The 14,172-nt window shown below is 64.3% G+C and carries 14 protein-coding genes; 8 read left to right on the top strand and 6 right to left on the bottom strand.

Translation table 11 applies throughout. The features are described from left to right. Window positions 1-39: 39 nt before the first annotated feature. Together ilvD and AC6H0N_RS04235 are read left to right on the top strand one after the other, a co-directional pair. Window positions 40-1,716, top strand: coding sequence for a dihydroxy-acid dehydratase (ilvD, locus tag AC6H0N_RS04240; RefSeq protein WP_497572810.1), 1,677 nt, complete (start codon window positions 40-42; stop codon window positions 1,714-1,716). Window positions 1,717-1,787: 71 nt separating this feature from the next. Beyond that, window positions 1,788-2,126 carry an SMR family transporter gene (locus AC6H0N_RS04235; protein WP_497572809.1) on the top strand — a complete coding sequence of 113 codons (339 nt, stop codon included), beginning with the start codon at window positions 1,788-1,790 and terminating at the stop codon, window positions 2,124-2,126. 6 nt (window positions 2,127-2,132) lie between these two features. On the opposite strand, the gene AC6H0N_RS04230 is transcribed toward AC6H0N_RS04235, so the two are convergent. The 4 genes from AC6H0N_RS04230 to AC6H0N_RS04215 form a co-directional block, all read right to left on the bottom strand. Further along, window positions 2,133-3,263, bottom strand: a complete 1,131-nt coding sequence (locus AC6H0N_RS04230; protein WP_497572808.1) for a putative sulfate/molybdate transporter — start codon at window positions 3,261-3,263, stop codon at window positions 2,133-2,135. Continuing rightward, the gene (locus AC6H0N_RS04225) at window positions 3,260-3,988 is read right to left on the bottom strand and encodes an ABC transporter ATP-binding protein (RefSeq protein WP_497572807.1); all 729 of its coding nucleotides are present in this window, start codon (window positions 3,986-3,988) and stop codon (window positions 3,260-3,262) included. Before AC6H0N_RS04225 ends, AC6H0N_RS04230 begins: the two co-directional genes overlap by 4 nt. Continuing rightward, the gene (locus tag AC6H0N_RS04220; protein ID WP_497573244.1) at window positions 3,981-4,685 is read right to left on the bottom strand and encodes an ABC transporter permease; all 705 of its coding nucleotides are present in this window, start codon (window positions 4,683-4,685) and stop codon (window positions 3,981-3,983) included. The genes AC6H0N_RS04225 and AC6H0N_RS04220 overlap by 8 nt, the downstream gene beginning before the upstream one ends. Before the next feature lie 102 nt (window positions 4,686-4,787). Then, window positions 4,788-5,864 carry a substrate-binding domain-containing protein gene (locus tag AC6H0N_RS04215; protein WP_497572806.1) on the bottom strand — a complete coding sequence of 359 codons (1,077 nt, stop codon included), beginning with the start codon at window positions 5,862-5,864 and terminating at the stop codon, window positions 4,788-4,790. A 164-nt stretch (window positions 5,865-6,028) separates the two neighbouring features. On the opposite strand from AC6H0N_RS04215, the gene AC6H0N_RS04210 reads away from it, so the two are divergent. The 6 genes from AC6H0N_RS04210 to AC6H0N_RS04185 are packed head-to-tail and all read left to right on the top strand — an operon-like array spanning window position 6,029 to window position 12,329. Further along, complete coding sequence (locus AC6H0N_RS04210; RefSeq protein WP_497572805.1) at window positions 6,029-6,511, top strand: formate dehydrogenase subunit gamma; 483 nt, start codon at window positions 6,029-6,031, stop codon at window positions 6,509-6,511. Then, on the top strand, window positions 6,508-8,064 hold the full coding sequence (locus tag AC6H0N_RS04205; protein WP_497572804.1) for a formate dehydrogenase beta subunit: 1,557 nt from the start codon (window positions 6,508-6,510) through the stop codon (window positions 8,062-8,064). The genes AC6H0N_RS04210 and AC6H0N_RS04205 overlap by 4 nt, the downstream gene beginning before the upstream one ends. Before the next feature lie 11 nt (window positions 8,065-8,075). Continuing rightward, window positions 8,076-10,931, top strand: coding sequence for a formate dehydrogenase subunit alpha (fdhF, locus tag AC6H0N_RS04200; protein WP_497572803.1), 2,856 nt, complete (start codon window positions 8,076-8,078; stop codon window positions 10,929-10,931). Next, entirely contained in the window at window positions 10,928-11,785 is an 858-nt protein-coding gene (gene fdhD, locus AC6H0N_RS04195) for a formate dehydrogenase accessory sulfurtransferase FdhD (RefSeq protein WP_497572802.1), read from the top strand. The genes fdhF and fdhD overlap by 4 nt, the downstream gene beginning before the upstream one ends. Further along, window positions 11,782-12,036: a formate dehydrogenase subunit delta gene (locus AC6H0N_RS04190; protein WP_497572801.1), complete on the top strand. Its 255-nt coding sequence runs from the start codon at window positions 11,782-11,784 to the stop codon at window positions 12,034-12,036. Before fdhD ends, AC6H0N_RS04190 begins: the two co-directional genes overlap by 4 nt. A gap of 2 nt (window positions 12,037-12,038) precedes the next feature. Then, window positions 12,039-12,329: a formate dehydrogenase subunit delta gene (locus AC6H0N_RS04185; RefSeq protein ID WP_497572800.1), complete on the top strand. Its 291-nt coding sequence runs from the start codon at window positions 12,039-12,041 to the stop codon at window positions 12,327-12,329. A gap of 274 nt (window positions 12,330-12,603) precedes the next feature. Here AC6H0N_RS04185 and AC6H0N_RS04180 read toward each other — a convergent pair whose 3' ends face one another. Continuing rightward, a complete protein-coding gene (locus AC6H0N_RS04180; protein ID WP_497572799.1) occupies window positions 12,604-13,725 on the bottom strand; it encodes a hypothetical protein in 1,122 nt (373 codons plus the stop codon). 152 nt (window positions 13,726-13,877) lie between these two features. Then, the gene (locus AC6H0N_RS04175; RefSeq protein ID WP_497572798.1) at window positions 13,878-14,171 is read right to left on the bottom strand and encodes a helix-turn-helix domain-containing protein; all 294 of its coding nucleotides are present in this window, start codon (window positions 14,169-14,171) and stop codon (window positions 13,878-13,880) included. Window position 14,172 lies beyond the last annotated feature (1 nt).

Below are 14,172 nucleotides of genomic sequence, written 5' to 3'. Positions count from 1 at the left end.
CAGCTTGCGGCCCACGATCAACCCGTTCAGGAAGACGCCATGACCACCGACAATCGCCGCAAGTACTCCGCCGAAGTCGTCGACGGCATCAGCAAGGCGCCCGGCCGCGCCATGCTGCGTGCCGTCGGCTTCACCGACGAGGATTTCAAGAAGCCGCAGATCGGCATCGCCTCGACCTGGAGCAACGTCACGCCGTGCAACATGCACATCAACCGCCTCGCCGATGAAGCCGCGCGCGGCGCAGATGCAGCCGGCGGCAAGGGCGTGATCTTCAACACCATCACCATTTCGGACGGCATCGCCAACGGCACCGAGGGCATGAAGTACTCGCTGGTGTCGCGCGAGATCATCGCCGACTCCATCGAAGCCGTTGCAGGCTGTGAAGGTTTTGACGGCCTCGTCACCATCGGCGGCTGTGACAAGAACATGCCGGGCTGCATCATCGGCATGGCACGCCTCAACCGCCCGTCGGTGTTCGTCTATGGCGGCACCATCCTGCCGGGCAAGAACCACACCGACATCATCTCGGTGTTCGAGGCCGTTGGCGCCCACGCGCGCGGCACCATGACGCTCAAGGAAGTGAAGGACGTCGAAGACACGGCCATCCCCGGCCCCGGCTCCTGTGGCGGCATGTACACCGCCAACACCATGGCTTCGGCCATCGAGGCGCTGGGTATGAGCCTGCCCGGTTCGTCGGCGCAGAACGCCATCTCCAGCAACAAGATGGAAGATTGCCGTCGCGCTTCCGAAGCCGTGATGAAGCTGCTTGATAACGACATCAAGCCGCGCGACATCATGACCCGCAAGGCCTTCGAGAACTCGATCACCGTCATCATCACGCTCGGCGGCTCGACCAACGCCGTGCTGCACCTGTTGGCCATGGCGCATTCCTGCGATGTCGAACTCACGCTCGAGGACTTCACCGAAATCGGCAAGCGCGTGCCGCTGCTGGCCGACCTGCGCCCGTCGGGCCGCTTCATGATGAGCGAGCTGGTCGAGATCGGTGGCATCCAGCCGCTGATGAAGATGCTGCTCGATGCCGGCCTGCTGCACGGCGACTGCATGACCGTCACCGGCAAGACGCTGGCGGAAAACCTCTCCACCGTCGAGCCGTATGCTGCCGGTCAGGAGATCATTCGCCCGCTGTCCAACCCGATCAAGAAAGACAGCCACCTGCGCATTCTCTACGGCAACCTCGCGCCCACCGGCTCGGTGGCCAAGATCACCGGCAAGGAAGGCACGCAGTTCACCGGCAACGCCCGCGTATTCCACTCCGAAGAAGAAGCGCTCGACCGCATCCTCGACGGCACCGTGGTGGCGCACGACGTGCTGGTCATCCGCTACGAAGGCCCCAAGGGCGGCCCCGGCATGCGCGAGATGCTGAGCCCGACCTCCGCCATCATGGGCAAGGGTCTGGGCAAGGACGTGGCGCTGATCACCGACGGTCGCTTCTCGGGCGGTAGCCACGGCTTCGTAGTCGGCCACATCACGCCGGAAGCGGCTGAAGGCGGCCCGATCGCGCTGGTCGAAACCGGCGACAAGATCACCATCGACGCCGACAACAACGTCATCACGCTGCATATCGACGACGCCGAGATGGAACGCCGCCGCGCCAACTGGAAGCCGATGGCACCGCGCTACACGCGCGGCGCGCTGGCCAAGTTCGCCAAGACGGTCAGCTCGGCCTCCGAAGGCGCGGTGACCGACAAGTTCTGAGTCTTGCCGCATCGGAAATGAAAAACGCCACGGCTCGCCGTGGCGTTTTGTTTTGAGCATCGGAGACACACATGAACCTCACTCCCTGGCTGTACCTCGGCACGGCGATCATTGCCGAAGTCATCGGCACCTCGGCCCTCAAGGCCAGCGATGGCTTCACGCGGCTGTGGCCGTCGGTCATCGTGGTCGTGGGCTATGCCTGTGCGTTCTGGCTGCTGGCGCTCACGCTGCGCTCCATTCCGGTCGGTGTGGCCTACGCCATCTGGGCGGGGGTGGGCATTGTGCTGATCGCGCTGGTGGGCGTGGTGCTGTTCGACCAGAAGCTCGACGCGCCGGCCGTCATCGGCATGGGTCTGATCGTGGCCGGCGTGGTGGTGATGAACGTGTTCTCGAAAACCGCCGGCCACTGAGGCCGTTCAGCCGCGGTGCGCGCGGTGGCGCGCGGCGAGGCTGCGCGCAGATTCCATTGCCAGTCCAGCGGCCAGCGCCCAGGCCGGGTTCATCGCGAAGGCCACTGCAGCGGTGATGCCGATCACCGCCCAGCAATCCGGTCGCGTGTTGAAGAGCCGTTTTGAGAAGGCCAGATCGGCGCCGGCTACGGCCAGCAACGCACCAGCGACCGGCAGCGGGAAGGCCGCCAGCAACGCCGCAGCGGATTCTCCGGCAAACAACGCGCTTGCCAGCAACACCGCGCCCAGCAGCACCGGCGCGGTGCACGACCGTGCGCCGAAGCGGTGTTGCGCCACCACGCCGCCGGCGCCGTGGCACATCGGCATGGCGCCGAAGGGCGCCAGCAGCAGGTTGCCCAGCCCGGTGCTCAGCGCCAGATTGCGCTCGTTGGCGCGTGCAGCCTGCTCGTGGAACAGCGAGGCGCTGACCGCAGCGGTGACGATGATGGCGTTCGACAGCGTCAGCGGAATCTGCGGCAGCACCGCCAGCTCCAGTGCGCGCGGCAGGTCGGCCCACGATGGCAGCGCGAGCTGCGGCACGGCCAGGCCGAATCCGGCCAAGGTAGGCACGGTGTCGCTCAGGCCCAGCCAAGGTGCTGCGAGCACCGCGACGATGCCCATCGCCAACAAGGGCAGGCGTGTGACGAACATCGCTGCGACGGCAAAGGCCAGTGCGCCAGCACCGAGCAAGGGCGCATCCATCATCAGCGTTCCGCCCAGCCACGCCATCGATAAGCCCAGGCCCAGCGTCAGCCCCAGCGTGACCGAATGCGGAATGCGCCGTGCAATCCACGAAACCCCGCCAGTGAGGCCCAGCACCAGCAGCGTGCCGCCGATCAGCAGACCGGCCATGGCCACTTCGCCGGGCGTCAGGCCTGAGGTCAGCAGCACGGCGGATACGGCCTTCATCGGCTGGACCGCCATCGGCATGCCGTAGAACAGCCCCGCCGCGATCAGCGCGATACCGAAACCGAAGAACACGCCGAGCGCACTCAGCCCGCCGACCGTGACGGCACCGACGGCATACGGCAGGAAGGTGCCGAGGTCTCCGCAGGCGCCGTTGGCCTCGCGCGCCAACTGGCTTGCTGCGCGCTTCACAGCGGCATGCGCCAGGGCAGCTCGCCCTGTATGAACAATCGCGCTTCCTCCGATGCCGGGCGCGCGAAGAAGCGCTGCACCGGCGTGTGCTCGCGCACGCGGCCGGCACTGATGAAGATCACCTCGTCGCCCAGCCGCGTGGCCTGGCCGAGGTTGTGCGTGGTCATGACAATGCGTGTGCCGTCGGTGCGGATCTCGCGGATGATGCGCTCGACCTCGGCGGTGGCCGACGGGTCGAGGCTGGCGGTGGGTTCGTCGAGCAGCAGCAGGCGGGGTCTGGTCAGCCAAGCGCGCGCCAAAGCCAGTCGTTGCTGTTCGCCGCCGGAGAGGTGGCGTGCGCTGTCTTGCGCGCGGTCGGCCAGCGCCACGCGTTCGAGCACTTCAGCCGCACGCCGGTAGCGCTCGGCGCGCGACACGCCGAGCGGCTTGAGGCCCAGCGAGACGTTTTCCAGCACCGAGGCGCGAATCATCATCGGGTGCTGGAAGACCATCATCACGCCGCGCTCCGGGCGCGGCCCGCCGGCCCATTCAATGCTGCCGGCAGAGGGCTCGATCAGGCCGCACAGCGTGCGCAGCAGCACGCTCTTGCCGGCGCCGTTGGGGCCGAGCACCAGCGTGATGCCTTCGTCGCCGAGTTCGAGGTCCACGCCGTCGAGCACCGTGCGGCCGTTGGGCGTGAAGCGCACGTCATGCATGCGCACCGGAAACATCGCCGCTTCAGCCATAACGCCGCATCGCCCAGCCGCGCATCAGGTGCGCGAAGGTGTTGAGGATCAGGATCACCGAGATCAGCACCAGCCCGAGCGCTATCGCCAGCGGCAGGTCACCCTTGCTGGTTTCCAGCGCAATCGCGGTGGTCATCACACGCGTCACGCCGTCGATGTTGCCGCCGACGATCATCACCGCGCCGACTTCGCTCATGGCGCGGCCCAAGCCGGCCAGCACGGCCACCAGCAAGGAATGACGACAGTCGTAGAGCAGCGTGGTGAGGCTGTGCCACCACGAAAAGCGCATCACGCGCAGTTCCTCGGCGTAGCGCTGCCAGGCGTCTTCGACGACTTGCCGCGCAATCGCCGCCATCAGCGGAATCACCAGAATGGTCTGCGCGATCACCATGGCCGTGGGGCTGAACAGCAGGCCGAAATGCCCGAACGGGCCGGAGCGCGACAGCAGCAGGTACACGACCACGCCGATCACCACCGCCGGTGCGCCCATCAAGGCATTGACCAGTACGGTGCCGACCTGTTGGCCGGGCCAGCGGCCGATGGCCAGAATGGCCCCGAGCGGCAGGCCAATGAAGGTGCCGAGTACCACCGCAGTGCCGCTGACCTGGATCGACAGCAGCACGATTTCCGCGACGCGCGCATCCAGGCTGGCGATCAGCGAAAAGGCTTCGGAAAAGGTGGCGGCGAAGGACATCAGGCACCAGAAATACGCGTCGCGCGCGCGAGGCCGAACACTGTAAGGGCGGGCGAATACGCCAACAATATGAAATGCCGTGCATAGGGGCCGTGCGAACGCGGCTCAGTCTGCCGGAATCGCCTCGTCGAGCGTCAGCAGCAGGCCGGATTCATGACCGTCGTAGCCGGGCAGCGCGGCGACGGAGGCGCGGAAATCGTGGCTTTGCATGATGTCGTGCATGCCGCGCACGGCGGTGGATCTCATCGCCGAAGCGTTACAGGCGATGAAGTAGCGTTCGCGCGCGATCTCGATGAAGTCGAGCTTGAAGCGATGCGCGGCGGTGCGCACGCCGAAGCCGACATCGGCCATGCCACTGGCGATATAGGCCGCTACCGCGGCATGCGTCAGCTCGGAATTCTGAAAGCCGCGAATGCGGTCGCTGTCGATGTGGTGCGCCTCGAGCAGCAGGTCGAGCAGGATGCGTGTGCCGGAGCCGGGCTGGCGGTTCACAAAGCTCACGTCCTCGCGCGCCAGATCCGCCAGCCCGGTGATGTTCTTCGGGTTGCCGGGCAGCACGAACAGCCCCTGCTGGCGTTCGGCCAGATGGATCAGCCGGTGCTTTCGCGGCCGCAGCCACTTGCGGTACTGCGCCCAGGCCGCAGTCTCGAACTCGCCCAGTGGCACGTGAAAGCCTGCCACGTCGCAATCTCCACGGGCCAGCGAAGCCACCGAATCCAGGCTTCCGCGGTATTTCAGATCGACCGGAATGTCGTGGTCGACCAGAAAGCCGCGCAGCGTCTCGACCGCAAAGCCGTGGCTGGCGTTGATGCGCAGGATGCGGTCCTTGTGCTCAACGCTTTTGAGCAGCTCGGCTTCGAGTTCGGACGCCAGGCTGTCGAGTGTCGGCGCGAGCCGGGCGGCGATGCGCTTGTCGGCCCACAGCAATTTCTTGCCCAGCGCAGTCAGCGTCGTGCCGCGTCCGCGCGCCTTGCTTACCAGCGGGCTACCGAACACTTCCTCGCCGGTGCGCAGAAGCCCCCAGCCGTGGCGGTAGGACACGCCGAGCTGCGCGCAGGCCTGCTCGATCTGGCCGAGTTCATCCACCACCGCCAGCAGCGCGAGCAGGCCGGGCAGCGACAGCTGAGCTTCGCCGTCGCGCGAGATGTGCCAGGCCGGTTTGATCGTGACGCTGAACTTCATGTGCAATTCATATCATATTGAGAGGCAAATTTTCCTCTGCTAACTTGGCGGTGTAGCGATTCGGAGTGGGTTCTGATTCATATGTTTAGTTGTTCATATGAGATCGGCGCGACGAATCCAGCTTACCCCGAATCGACCGGTTATCAAGTTTTCGAGAGGTGCACATGAGTTCCGCCCAACCCGCCTGGGACCGCGACAAGGTCCTTGGCATCATCAATACGCTGAAGGACATGCCCGGCGCGCTCATGCCGATCCTGCACGGCATCCAGGACAGCATCGGCTACGTGCCCGATGACGCCGTGCCGTTGATGGCCGAGGCGCTGAACCTGTCGCGCGCCGAAGTGCACGGCACGATCACCTTCTATCACCACTTCCGCACCACCCCGCCGGGTCGTCACAAGCTCGAAATCTGCCGTGGCGAAGCCTGTCAGGCCGTGGGCGCCAATGCCCTTGTCGCCCACGCCAGGAAGACCCTGGGTGTGGACTTCCACGAAACCACCAATGACGGCGCCGTCTCGCTCGAGCAGGTGTTCTGCCTCGGCAACTGCGCCTGTTCGCCGTCGATCATGGTCGATGGCGAGGTCGTCGGTGAGGTTTCGGCGGACAACTTCGACGGCATCGTCGACAGCCTGAGGACCCGCCAATGACCGTAAAAGTCTACGTTTCCCGCGACTCCACCGCGATCTCCAAGGGCGCCGACAAGGTTGCCCGCGCCATCGCGTTTGAGGCCGCCAAGCGCGGCGCCACCATCGAACTCGTACGCAACGGCTCGCGCGGCATGTTCTGGCTCGAACCCATGGTTGAGGTCACCACGCAGGAAGGCCGCGTGGCCTTCGGCCCGGTCAAGCCTGAGGATGTGCCCGAGCTGTTCGAGGCCAACTTCCTGTACGGCGGCCAGCACCATCTGAACCTCGGCCTGACCGAAGAGATTCCGTACTTCGCCAAGCAGCAGCGCCTGACCTTCGCGCGCGTCGGCATCACCGATCCGGTGTCGCTCGACGACTACCTCGCGCATGACGGCTACCGCGGTCTGGCCAACGCGCTGAAGATGACCGGCGCCGATATCGTCGAAGAAGTCGCCACCTCCGGCCTGCGTGGCCGCGGCGGCGCAGCCTTCCCGACCGGCATCAAGTGGCGCACCGTGCTCGGCGCGCAAGCCGACCAGAAGTACATCGTCTGCAACGCCGACGAGGGCGACTCCGGCACCTTCTCCGACCGCATGATCATGGAAGGCGACCCCTTCGTGCTGATCGAGGGCATGACCATCGCCGGTCTGGCCGTCGGCGCCACCATGGGCTACATCTACCTGCGCTCGGAATACCCCTACGCCGAAACCGCGCTGAACGAAGCCATCGACGTTGCCAACGCGCGCGGCTATCTGGGTGCGGACATCCTCGGTTCGGGCAGGACCTTCCACCTCGAAGTGCGCCGCGGTGCCGGCGCCTACGTGTGCGGCGAGGAGACCTCGCTGTTGGAGAGCCTCGAAGGCAAGCGCGGCATGGTGCGCTTCAAGCCGCCACTGCCGGCGCTCGAAGGCCTGTTCGGCAAGCCCACGGTCGTGAACAACGTCATCTCGCTGGCCAGCGTACCGATCATTCTCGATCAGGGCGGCGCCAACTATCAGGAATACGGTGTCGGTCGCTCGCGCGGCACGCTGCCGTTCCAGCTCGGCGGCAACGTCAAGCACGGCGGCCTCGTTGAGGCGGCCTTCGGCATGACCATCCGTGAGCTGTTGTACGACTTCGGCGGCGGCACGCGCAGCGGCCGTCCGATTCGCGCCGTGCAGATCGGCGGCCCGCTCGGCGCCTACGTGCCGGAGTCGCACTTCGACCTGCCGCTCGACTACGAAGAGCTGGCAAAGAACGACGCAATGCTCGGCCACGGCGGTCTGGTGATCTTCGACGACACCGTGGACATGGCTGGCATGGCGCGCTTCGCGATGGAGTTCTGCGCCATCGAATCCTGCGGCAAATGCACGCCTTGCCGCATCGGCTCCACGCGCGGGGCCGAGGTCATCGACAAGATCGTCGAGGGCAAGGAACGACCCAAGCAGGTCATTTTGCTGCGCGAACTGTGCGACACCATGCTCAGCGGCTCGCTGTGCGCACTGGGCGGCATGGCACCTTTCCCGGTGCTCAGCGCGCTCAACCACTTCCCTGAAGACTTCGGCGTGAGCAAGCCCGCCGGCAAGGCAGCCTGAGGAGAACCACCATGCTCTACAACCTGAACGAAATCGATTTCGGCACGCCCGCCAGCGTTTCCGAAAAGCTCGTGACGCTGACCATCGACGACGTCGAGATCTCCGTCCCGGCCGGCACCTCGGTGATGCGCGCCGCTGCCGAAGCCGGCATCAACATCCCCAAGCTGTGCGCCACCGACAGCCTTGAGCCCTTCGGCTCGTGCCGCCTGTGCCTGGTCGAGATCGACGGCCGACGCGGCACGCCGGCCTCGTGTACCACTCCGGTGGACGAAGGCATGGTGGTGCACACCGAGAACAAGAAGCTCGCCGACTTGCGCCGCGGCGTGATGGAGCTGTACATCTCCGACCACCCGCTGGACTGCCTGACCTGCTCGGCCAACGGCAACTGCGAGCTGCAGGACATGGCCGGCACCGTCGGCCTGCGCGAAGTGCGCTACGGCTACGAAGGCGAGAACCACCTCAAGGACACCACCGACTATTCCAACCCGTACTTCAACTACGACCCGTCCAAGTGCATCGTCTGCAACCGCTGCGTGCGCGCCTGCGAAGAAACGCAGGGCACCTTCGCGCTGACGGTGGATGGCCGAGGCTTTGAGTCGCGCATCGCGGCCAGCCAGAACCAAGACTTCATGGATTCGGAGTGCGTGTCTTGCGGCGCCTGCGTACAGGCCTGCCCGACCGCCACGCTGATGGAGAAATCCGTTGTCGAACTCGGCCAGGCCGAGCACAGCGTGGTCACCACCTGCGCCTATTGCGGCGTCGGCTGCTCGTTCAAGGCCGAGATGAAGGGCGAGACCGTGGTGCGCATGGTCCCCAACAAGAATGGTCAGGCCAACATGGGTCACTCCTGCGTCAAGGGCCGTTTCGCCTGGGGCTACGCCACCCACACCGACCGCATCACCAAGCCGATGATCCGCAAGAAGATCACCGATCCGTGGCAGGAAGTGTCGTGGGACGAGGCCATCAACTACGCGGCTTCCGAGATCAAGCGCATCCAGGGCCAGTACGGCCGCGGCTCGGTCGGCGGCATCACCTCGTCGCGTTGCACCAACGAGGAAACCTACCTCGTGCAGAAGCTGGTGCGCGCTGCCTTCGGCAACAACAACGTCGACACCTGCGCCCGTGTCTGCCACTCGCCCACCGGCTACGGCCTGAAAGTGACCATGGGCGAATCGGCCGGTACGCAGACCTTTGAATCGGTGCTGCACTCCGACGTGATCTTCGTCATCGGTGCCAACCCGACCGACGGCCACCCGGTGTTCGGCTCGATGATGAAGCGTCGCCTGCGTGCCGGTGCCAAGCTCATCGTCGCCGACCCGCGCCGCATCGATCTCGTGAGGTCCGCCCACATCAAGGCCGACTACCACCTGCAGCTGCGCCCCGGCACCAACGTTGCGCTGGTCACGTCGATGGCCCACGTCATCGTCACCGAAGGCCTGATGGACGAGGCCTTCATCCAGGAGCGTTGCGACCTCGAGTCGTTCGACCTGTGGAAGAAATTCGCTGCCCGTCCGGAAAACAGCCCGGAAGCCATGGAAGCCGTCACCGGCGTGCCGGCCGACGTGCTGCGCGGCGCCGCACGCCTGCTCGCCACCGGCGGCAACGCGGCCATCTACTACGGTCTGGGTGTCACCGAGCACGCACAGGGTTCGACCACCGTCATCGGCATCGCCAACCTCGCCATGGCCACCGGCAACATCGGCCGCAAGGGCGTGGGTGTGAACCCGCTGCGCGGCCAGAACAACGTGCAGGGCGCCTGCGACATGGGCTCCTTCCCGCACGAGCTGCCGGGCTACCGCCACGTGTCCGATCCCAACGCCCGCGCGCTGTTCGAGTCCGAATGGGGCGTGTCGCTGGAAGGCGAGCCGGGCCTGCGTATCCCGAACATGTTCGACGCCGCGCTTGATGGCTCGTACAAGGCCATGTACGTGGAAGGCGAGGATATCGTTCAGTCCGACCCGGATACCCAGCACACCACGGCCGCGCTGGAGCAGCTCGAGTGCCTGATCGTGCAGGATCTGTTCCTGAATGAGACGGCCAAGTACGCGCACATCTTCCTGCCGGGCGCATCCTTCCTGGAGAAAGACGGCACCTTCACCAACGCCGAGCGCCGCATCTCGCGCGTTACCAAGGTCATGAAGCCGCTGGCCGGCTACGGCGACTGGGAAGTCACGCAGCTGCTGTCGAACGCGCTGGGCTACCCGATGAACTACCAGCACCCGTCCGAAATCATGGACGAGATCGCGCGCCTCACGCCCACCTTCCACGGCGTGTCGTTCGACCTCATCGAAAAGCTCGGTTCGGTGCAGTGGCCGTGCAACGAAGAAGCGCCGGAAGGCACGCCGACCATGCACATCGACGAGTTCGTGCGCGGCAAGGGCAAGTTCGCCCCGACCCGCTACGTCGCCACCGATGAGCGCGTGACGCAGAAATTCCCGCTGATCCTGACCACCGGCCGCATCCTGTCGCAGTACAACGTGGGCGCGCAGACCCGCCGCACCGCCAACAACGCGTGGCACAGCGAAGACCGGCTGGAACTGCACCCGCACGACGCCGAAGACCGCGGCATCAAGGACGGCGACTGGGTCGGCATCCAGAGCCGTGCCGGCGAGACCGTGCTGCGCGCGACCATCACCGAGCGCATGCAACCGGGCGTGGTGTACACCACCTTCCACTTCCCGGAATCGGGCGCCAACGTGATCACCACCGACAACTCGGACTGGGCCACCAACTGCCCCGAGTACAAGGTGACCGCGGTGCAGGTGCTGCCGGTGTCGCAGCCGTCCGAGTGGCAGCAGGGCTTCCAGCGCTTCACCGAACAGCAGCTCGCGCTGCTTGAGGAAGCGCGTACGGAAGGCGCCAAATGAGCGTGTGCAGCGCTCGCACCGGGCAGCCCGTGCAGGCGCGTCCATGGTCGAGCCGTCGGGTCGAACGCTGGTCCGCTGGCGGGCCCACCGACGGCATCGACCAGGTCGCCGAAGAAGTCCCGGTCGCGCTGGTGTACAACGGCATCTCCCACGCGGTGATGCTGGCGTCGCCAGCCGACCTGGAAGACTTCGCGCTGGGCTTCTCGCTGTCCGAAGGCATCCTGCGTGAGGCCAGTGAGCTGTACGACATCGAAGTCGAACAGCTCGGTGAAGGCATCCAGGTCGACATGCGCATCTCGGCCGAGTGCTTCATGCGCCTCAAGCAACGCCGCCGTAACCTCACCGGTCGCACCGGCTGCGGCCTGTGCGGTGTCGAGACGCTGGAGCAGGCCGTGCGCCACCCCGCGCCGGTCGCCAACGCTGACCTGCAGGTTTCGGCCGAGGCCGTGCACCGCGCCATGGCCGAGATGGCTGAAGCGCAAACCCTGCAACGCATCACCGGCGCCGTTCATGCCGCCGCCTGGGCCCACCCCGACGGCAGCCTGCAACTCGTGCGTGAAGACGTCGGCCGCCACAACGCGCTCGACAAGCTCCTCGGCGCCATGGCGTCCGAGAGCATCGACGCGGCCTGCGGCTTCGTCGTCATCACCAGCCGCGCCAGCTACGAGATCGTGCAGAAAGCCGCCACCCGCGGCATCAGCTTCGTCGCCGCCATCTCCGCACCCACCGGGCTGGCCGTGCGCATCGCCGAAGAAGCTGGCGTGACCCTGCTCGGCTTTACCCGCGGCAAGGGCCACGTGGCCTATTCGCACCCCGCGCGGCTCGACACAACGCAATCAGGAACCACCGAATGAACATCCAGACCCTGATCAAGATGGCCAATCAGATCGGCACCTTCTTCGAGCCCGAAGTCGCGCTCGAAATCGCCGCCGACGACACCGCCAACCACATCCATCGCTTTTGGGACCCGCGCATGCGTCGCGCCCTGATCGCCCACGTCGACACCAGCGGTGATTCCGAACTGCTGCCCGTCGTCGCCGCCGCGCTGATGCGCAACCGCGATGCCCTGCTCGGCGTCGTCCACCAAGAACGCCAGGCCGCCTGATCATGAACGTCCAGACCCTCATCAAGATGGCCAACCAGATCGGCACCTTCTTCGAACCCGAAGTCGCCATCGAAATCGCCGCCGACGACACCGCCGGCCACATCAAGCGCTTCTGGGACCCCCGCATGCGCCACGCCCTCATCCAGCACGTCGACGCCAACGGCGACGAAGAGCTGCTGCCGGTGGTATCCGCCGCGCTGGAGCGCAATCGCAACGCGCTGCTCGGCGGCAAGCAGAGCATCGACGAGGAAGAGCAGTGGAAGGGGCCGCAGGGTGGAGGGGATGCGGGCTGAAGAGCTCGCGGTTCCGAAACGAAGAAGCCGGCGGAGACGCCGGCTTTTGCGTTTACGACGACGTCAATGGAAAGGAGGAGGGCTTAACGTATTAGGTTCGAAATGAACGAATTGAAGATTTGCCTTCAGTTGTGTGCTGGATCCGACTTCCTTCTGGAAGTGACGAAGGCGCTGGGGTTGAAGCTACAGGTCGAGCTCGCCTAAAGGTGAAGAAGGCCCACGCCCAAGTAAGCGGCATGGCGTTCCCTCGGCTTCTTCCTGAGAAAATAAAAATTTAAGCATTGGCAAGCCCAAGTGTCTGCTCCAGGTGGAGGATATGCTCATCAATTCGCGATATAAAATCGCGGACTGAAGCTTGCCTCAATTCCATGTCGCTACGTGCTGCTGTCGACACTTCACGATAGGCCGCTAAGAGGTATTGCCCATCTCTGGTGCCCCAATGACGCTCGTAGAAGGCTGCTAGTTGCGTCTCCGCATTGTCATCGCCACGCACAATATGCGACTTGGCGATCTCCCGCAACGCAATATCCGTAGACCAGAGGCTCCACCACGGGCCAGCGGCTTGTGCGACAAGTTGAGCGAATTTCTGCAACAGAAACATGTCCCACGTCGCATTACGAAGTCCGGACCGAAGGGCGGTCAGATTAGATGAAAAAATGCCTTTTAGCATTCCGCCCTTAGGAGGCTTGTGAGCAATTGCGGCGACGCAGTACACTCCGCTTGATGCGCTGAAGAAGGCCTCTTCCGCCTGCCAGCGTGTGAGCGCTTTTGCTGCTTCGAAAGCCGTCAAACCTGAACGTCGCAAAGAAACTGTCTTGAGTGCATAGAGATAATTTGGCTTCCAGCTCTTTAGTCTGCGTTCGAAGTCTTTCTCGGGAAGCGCATACTGAGCGACATCAGTAAGGGTATGAACGTACTCTAGAAGTTCCCTTGGTAGCCGATCGGCACGCCCAAGTGCAATATCAAGAAATGCCATTGGATCTGCATTGTCCGCAACTCTAAAGAGACGAGCGTCAGACTGCGCAGCCTCGTGCCCGGCAGTGGCGGCGTACTCGTATATCGAGATGTTTGGTTCAATCAGAATTTTGGCCAAAATGCAGAAGCAAGCGCATGCCGAAGCCAACCTCGCATTGCTTTGTGCCTGGCCGGCCTTGGGAACGCATTCTCCTTTGGCCAAAGCCACCAATGGCGAGATCAGGTTTCGGTCAAACAGTGCGTTAAATTCACAGTCTTCGAAGAACGCAGCGGCCAAGTAATTGGCAAGTACGTAGGGGTCTTCTCCGACATAGTTTCCAGGTACCAAAACATCAGCACGTCGTAGCATGCGTTGTAAGGATTCGAGTTCGTCGCTCTGAAAAGGGAAACCGATCAACAGGGAGAGATCATCGTCATTCATAGCGATGCATCTTTCCCTACTTAAGGTAAACCCACAGGGTATCAAGATACCGTCGAGCGCAGGCGCGCGCTTCGCGCTCGGATCAGCCAGCACGATCTCGGATCAGAGACCGTCTTTAATTTAAACCGCACATGGAATCAGGCCGTTAAACCTCAAGCCGTCAGCCGCAATTCCGTATGCAACCCAGCTCTTGTCGCCAAGGTCAGCAGCATGTCGAGACTGAAGTCTTCCACCTTGCCTTTGATGAGCCGCGAGACACGGGGCTGGGTAATGCCGAGCTGACGCGCGGCCTCGGCCTGTGTCCAGCCGCGCTCTTTCAGGTGCTGCGCGGTGCGGATCATGACCTCGGCGCGCAGTTTCATGACTTCGGCCTCAGCGGCATCGAAACCGAGATCGAGAAAGACGTTGCCGCTGCTCTCGGTGATAAGGGTGTCGTTGTTCTGCATG

Source organism: Pseudazoarcus sp. NS34, assembly GCF_059703725.1.
The sequence above is the reverse complement of the archived record's forward strand: the minus strand, read 5'-3'. Positions and strand labels throughout refer to the sequence as shown.

Excerpts from the sequence above, each read along its gene's own strand:
- ilvD (WP_497572810.1), top strand. The coding sequence starts at position 40 with ATGACCACCGACAATCGCCGCAAGTACTCCGCCGAAGTCGTCGACGGC.
- AC6H0N_RS04235 (WP_497572809.1), top strand. The coding sequence starts at position 1,788 with ATGAACCTCACTCCCTGGCTGTACCTCGGCACGGCGATCATTGCCGAA.
- AC6H0N_RS04225 (WP_497572807.1), bottom strand. The coding sequence starts at position 3,988 with ATGGCTGAAGCGGCGATGTTTCCGGTGCGCATGCATGACGTGCGCTTC.
- AC6H0N_RS04215 (WP_497572806.1), bottom strand. The coding sequence starts at position 5,864 with ATGAAGTTCAGCGTCACGATCAAACCGGCCTGGCACATCTCGCGCGAC.
- AC6H0N_RS04210 (WP_497572805.1), top strand. The coding sequence starts at position 6,029 with ATGAGTTCCGCCCAACCCGCCTGGGACCGCGACAAGGTCCTTGGCATC.
- AC6H0N_RS04205 (WP_497572804.1), top strand. The coding sequence starts at position 6,508 with ATGACCGTAAAAGTCTACGTTTCCCGCGACTCCACCGCGATCTCCAAG.
- fdhF (WP_497572803.1), top strand. The coding sequence starts at position 8,076 with ATGCTCTACAACCTGAACGAAATCGATTTCGGCACGCCCGCCAGCGTT.
- fdhD (WP_497572802.1), top strand. The coding sequence starts at position 10,928 with ATGAGCGTGTGCAGCGCTCGCACCGGGCAGCCCGTGCAGGCGCGTCCA.
- AC6H0N_RS04190 (WP_497572801.1), top strand. The coding sequence starts at position 11,782 with ATGAACATCCAGACCCTGATCAAGATGGCCAATCAGATCGGCACCTTC.
- AC6H0N_RS04185 (WP_497572800.1), top strand. The coding sequence starts at position 12,039 with ATGAACGTCCAGACCCTCATCAAGATGGCCAACCAGATCGGCACCTTC.
- AC6H0N_RS04180 (WP_497572799.1), bottom strand. The coding sequence starts at position 13,725 with ATGAATGACGATGATCTCTCCCTGTTGATCGGTTTCCCTTTTCAGAGC.
- AC6H0N_RS04175 (WP_497572798.1), bottom strand. The coding sequence starts at position 14,171 with ATGCAGAACAACGACACCCTTATCACCGAGAGCAGCGGCAACGTCTTT.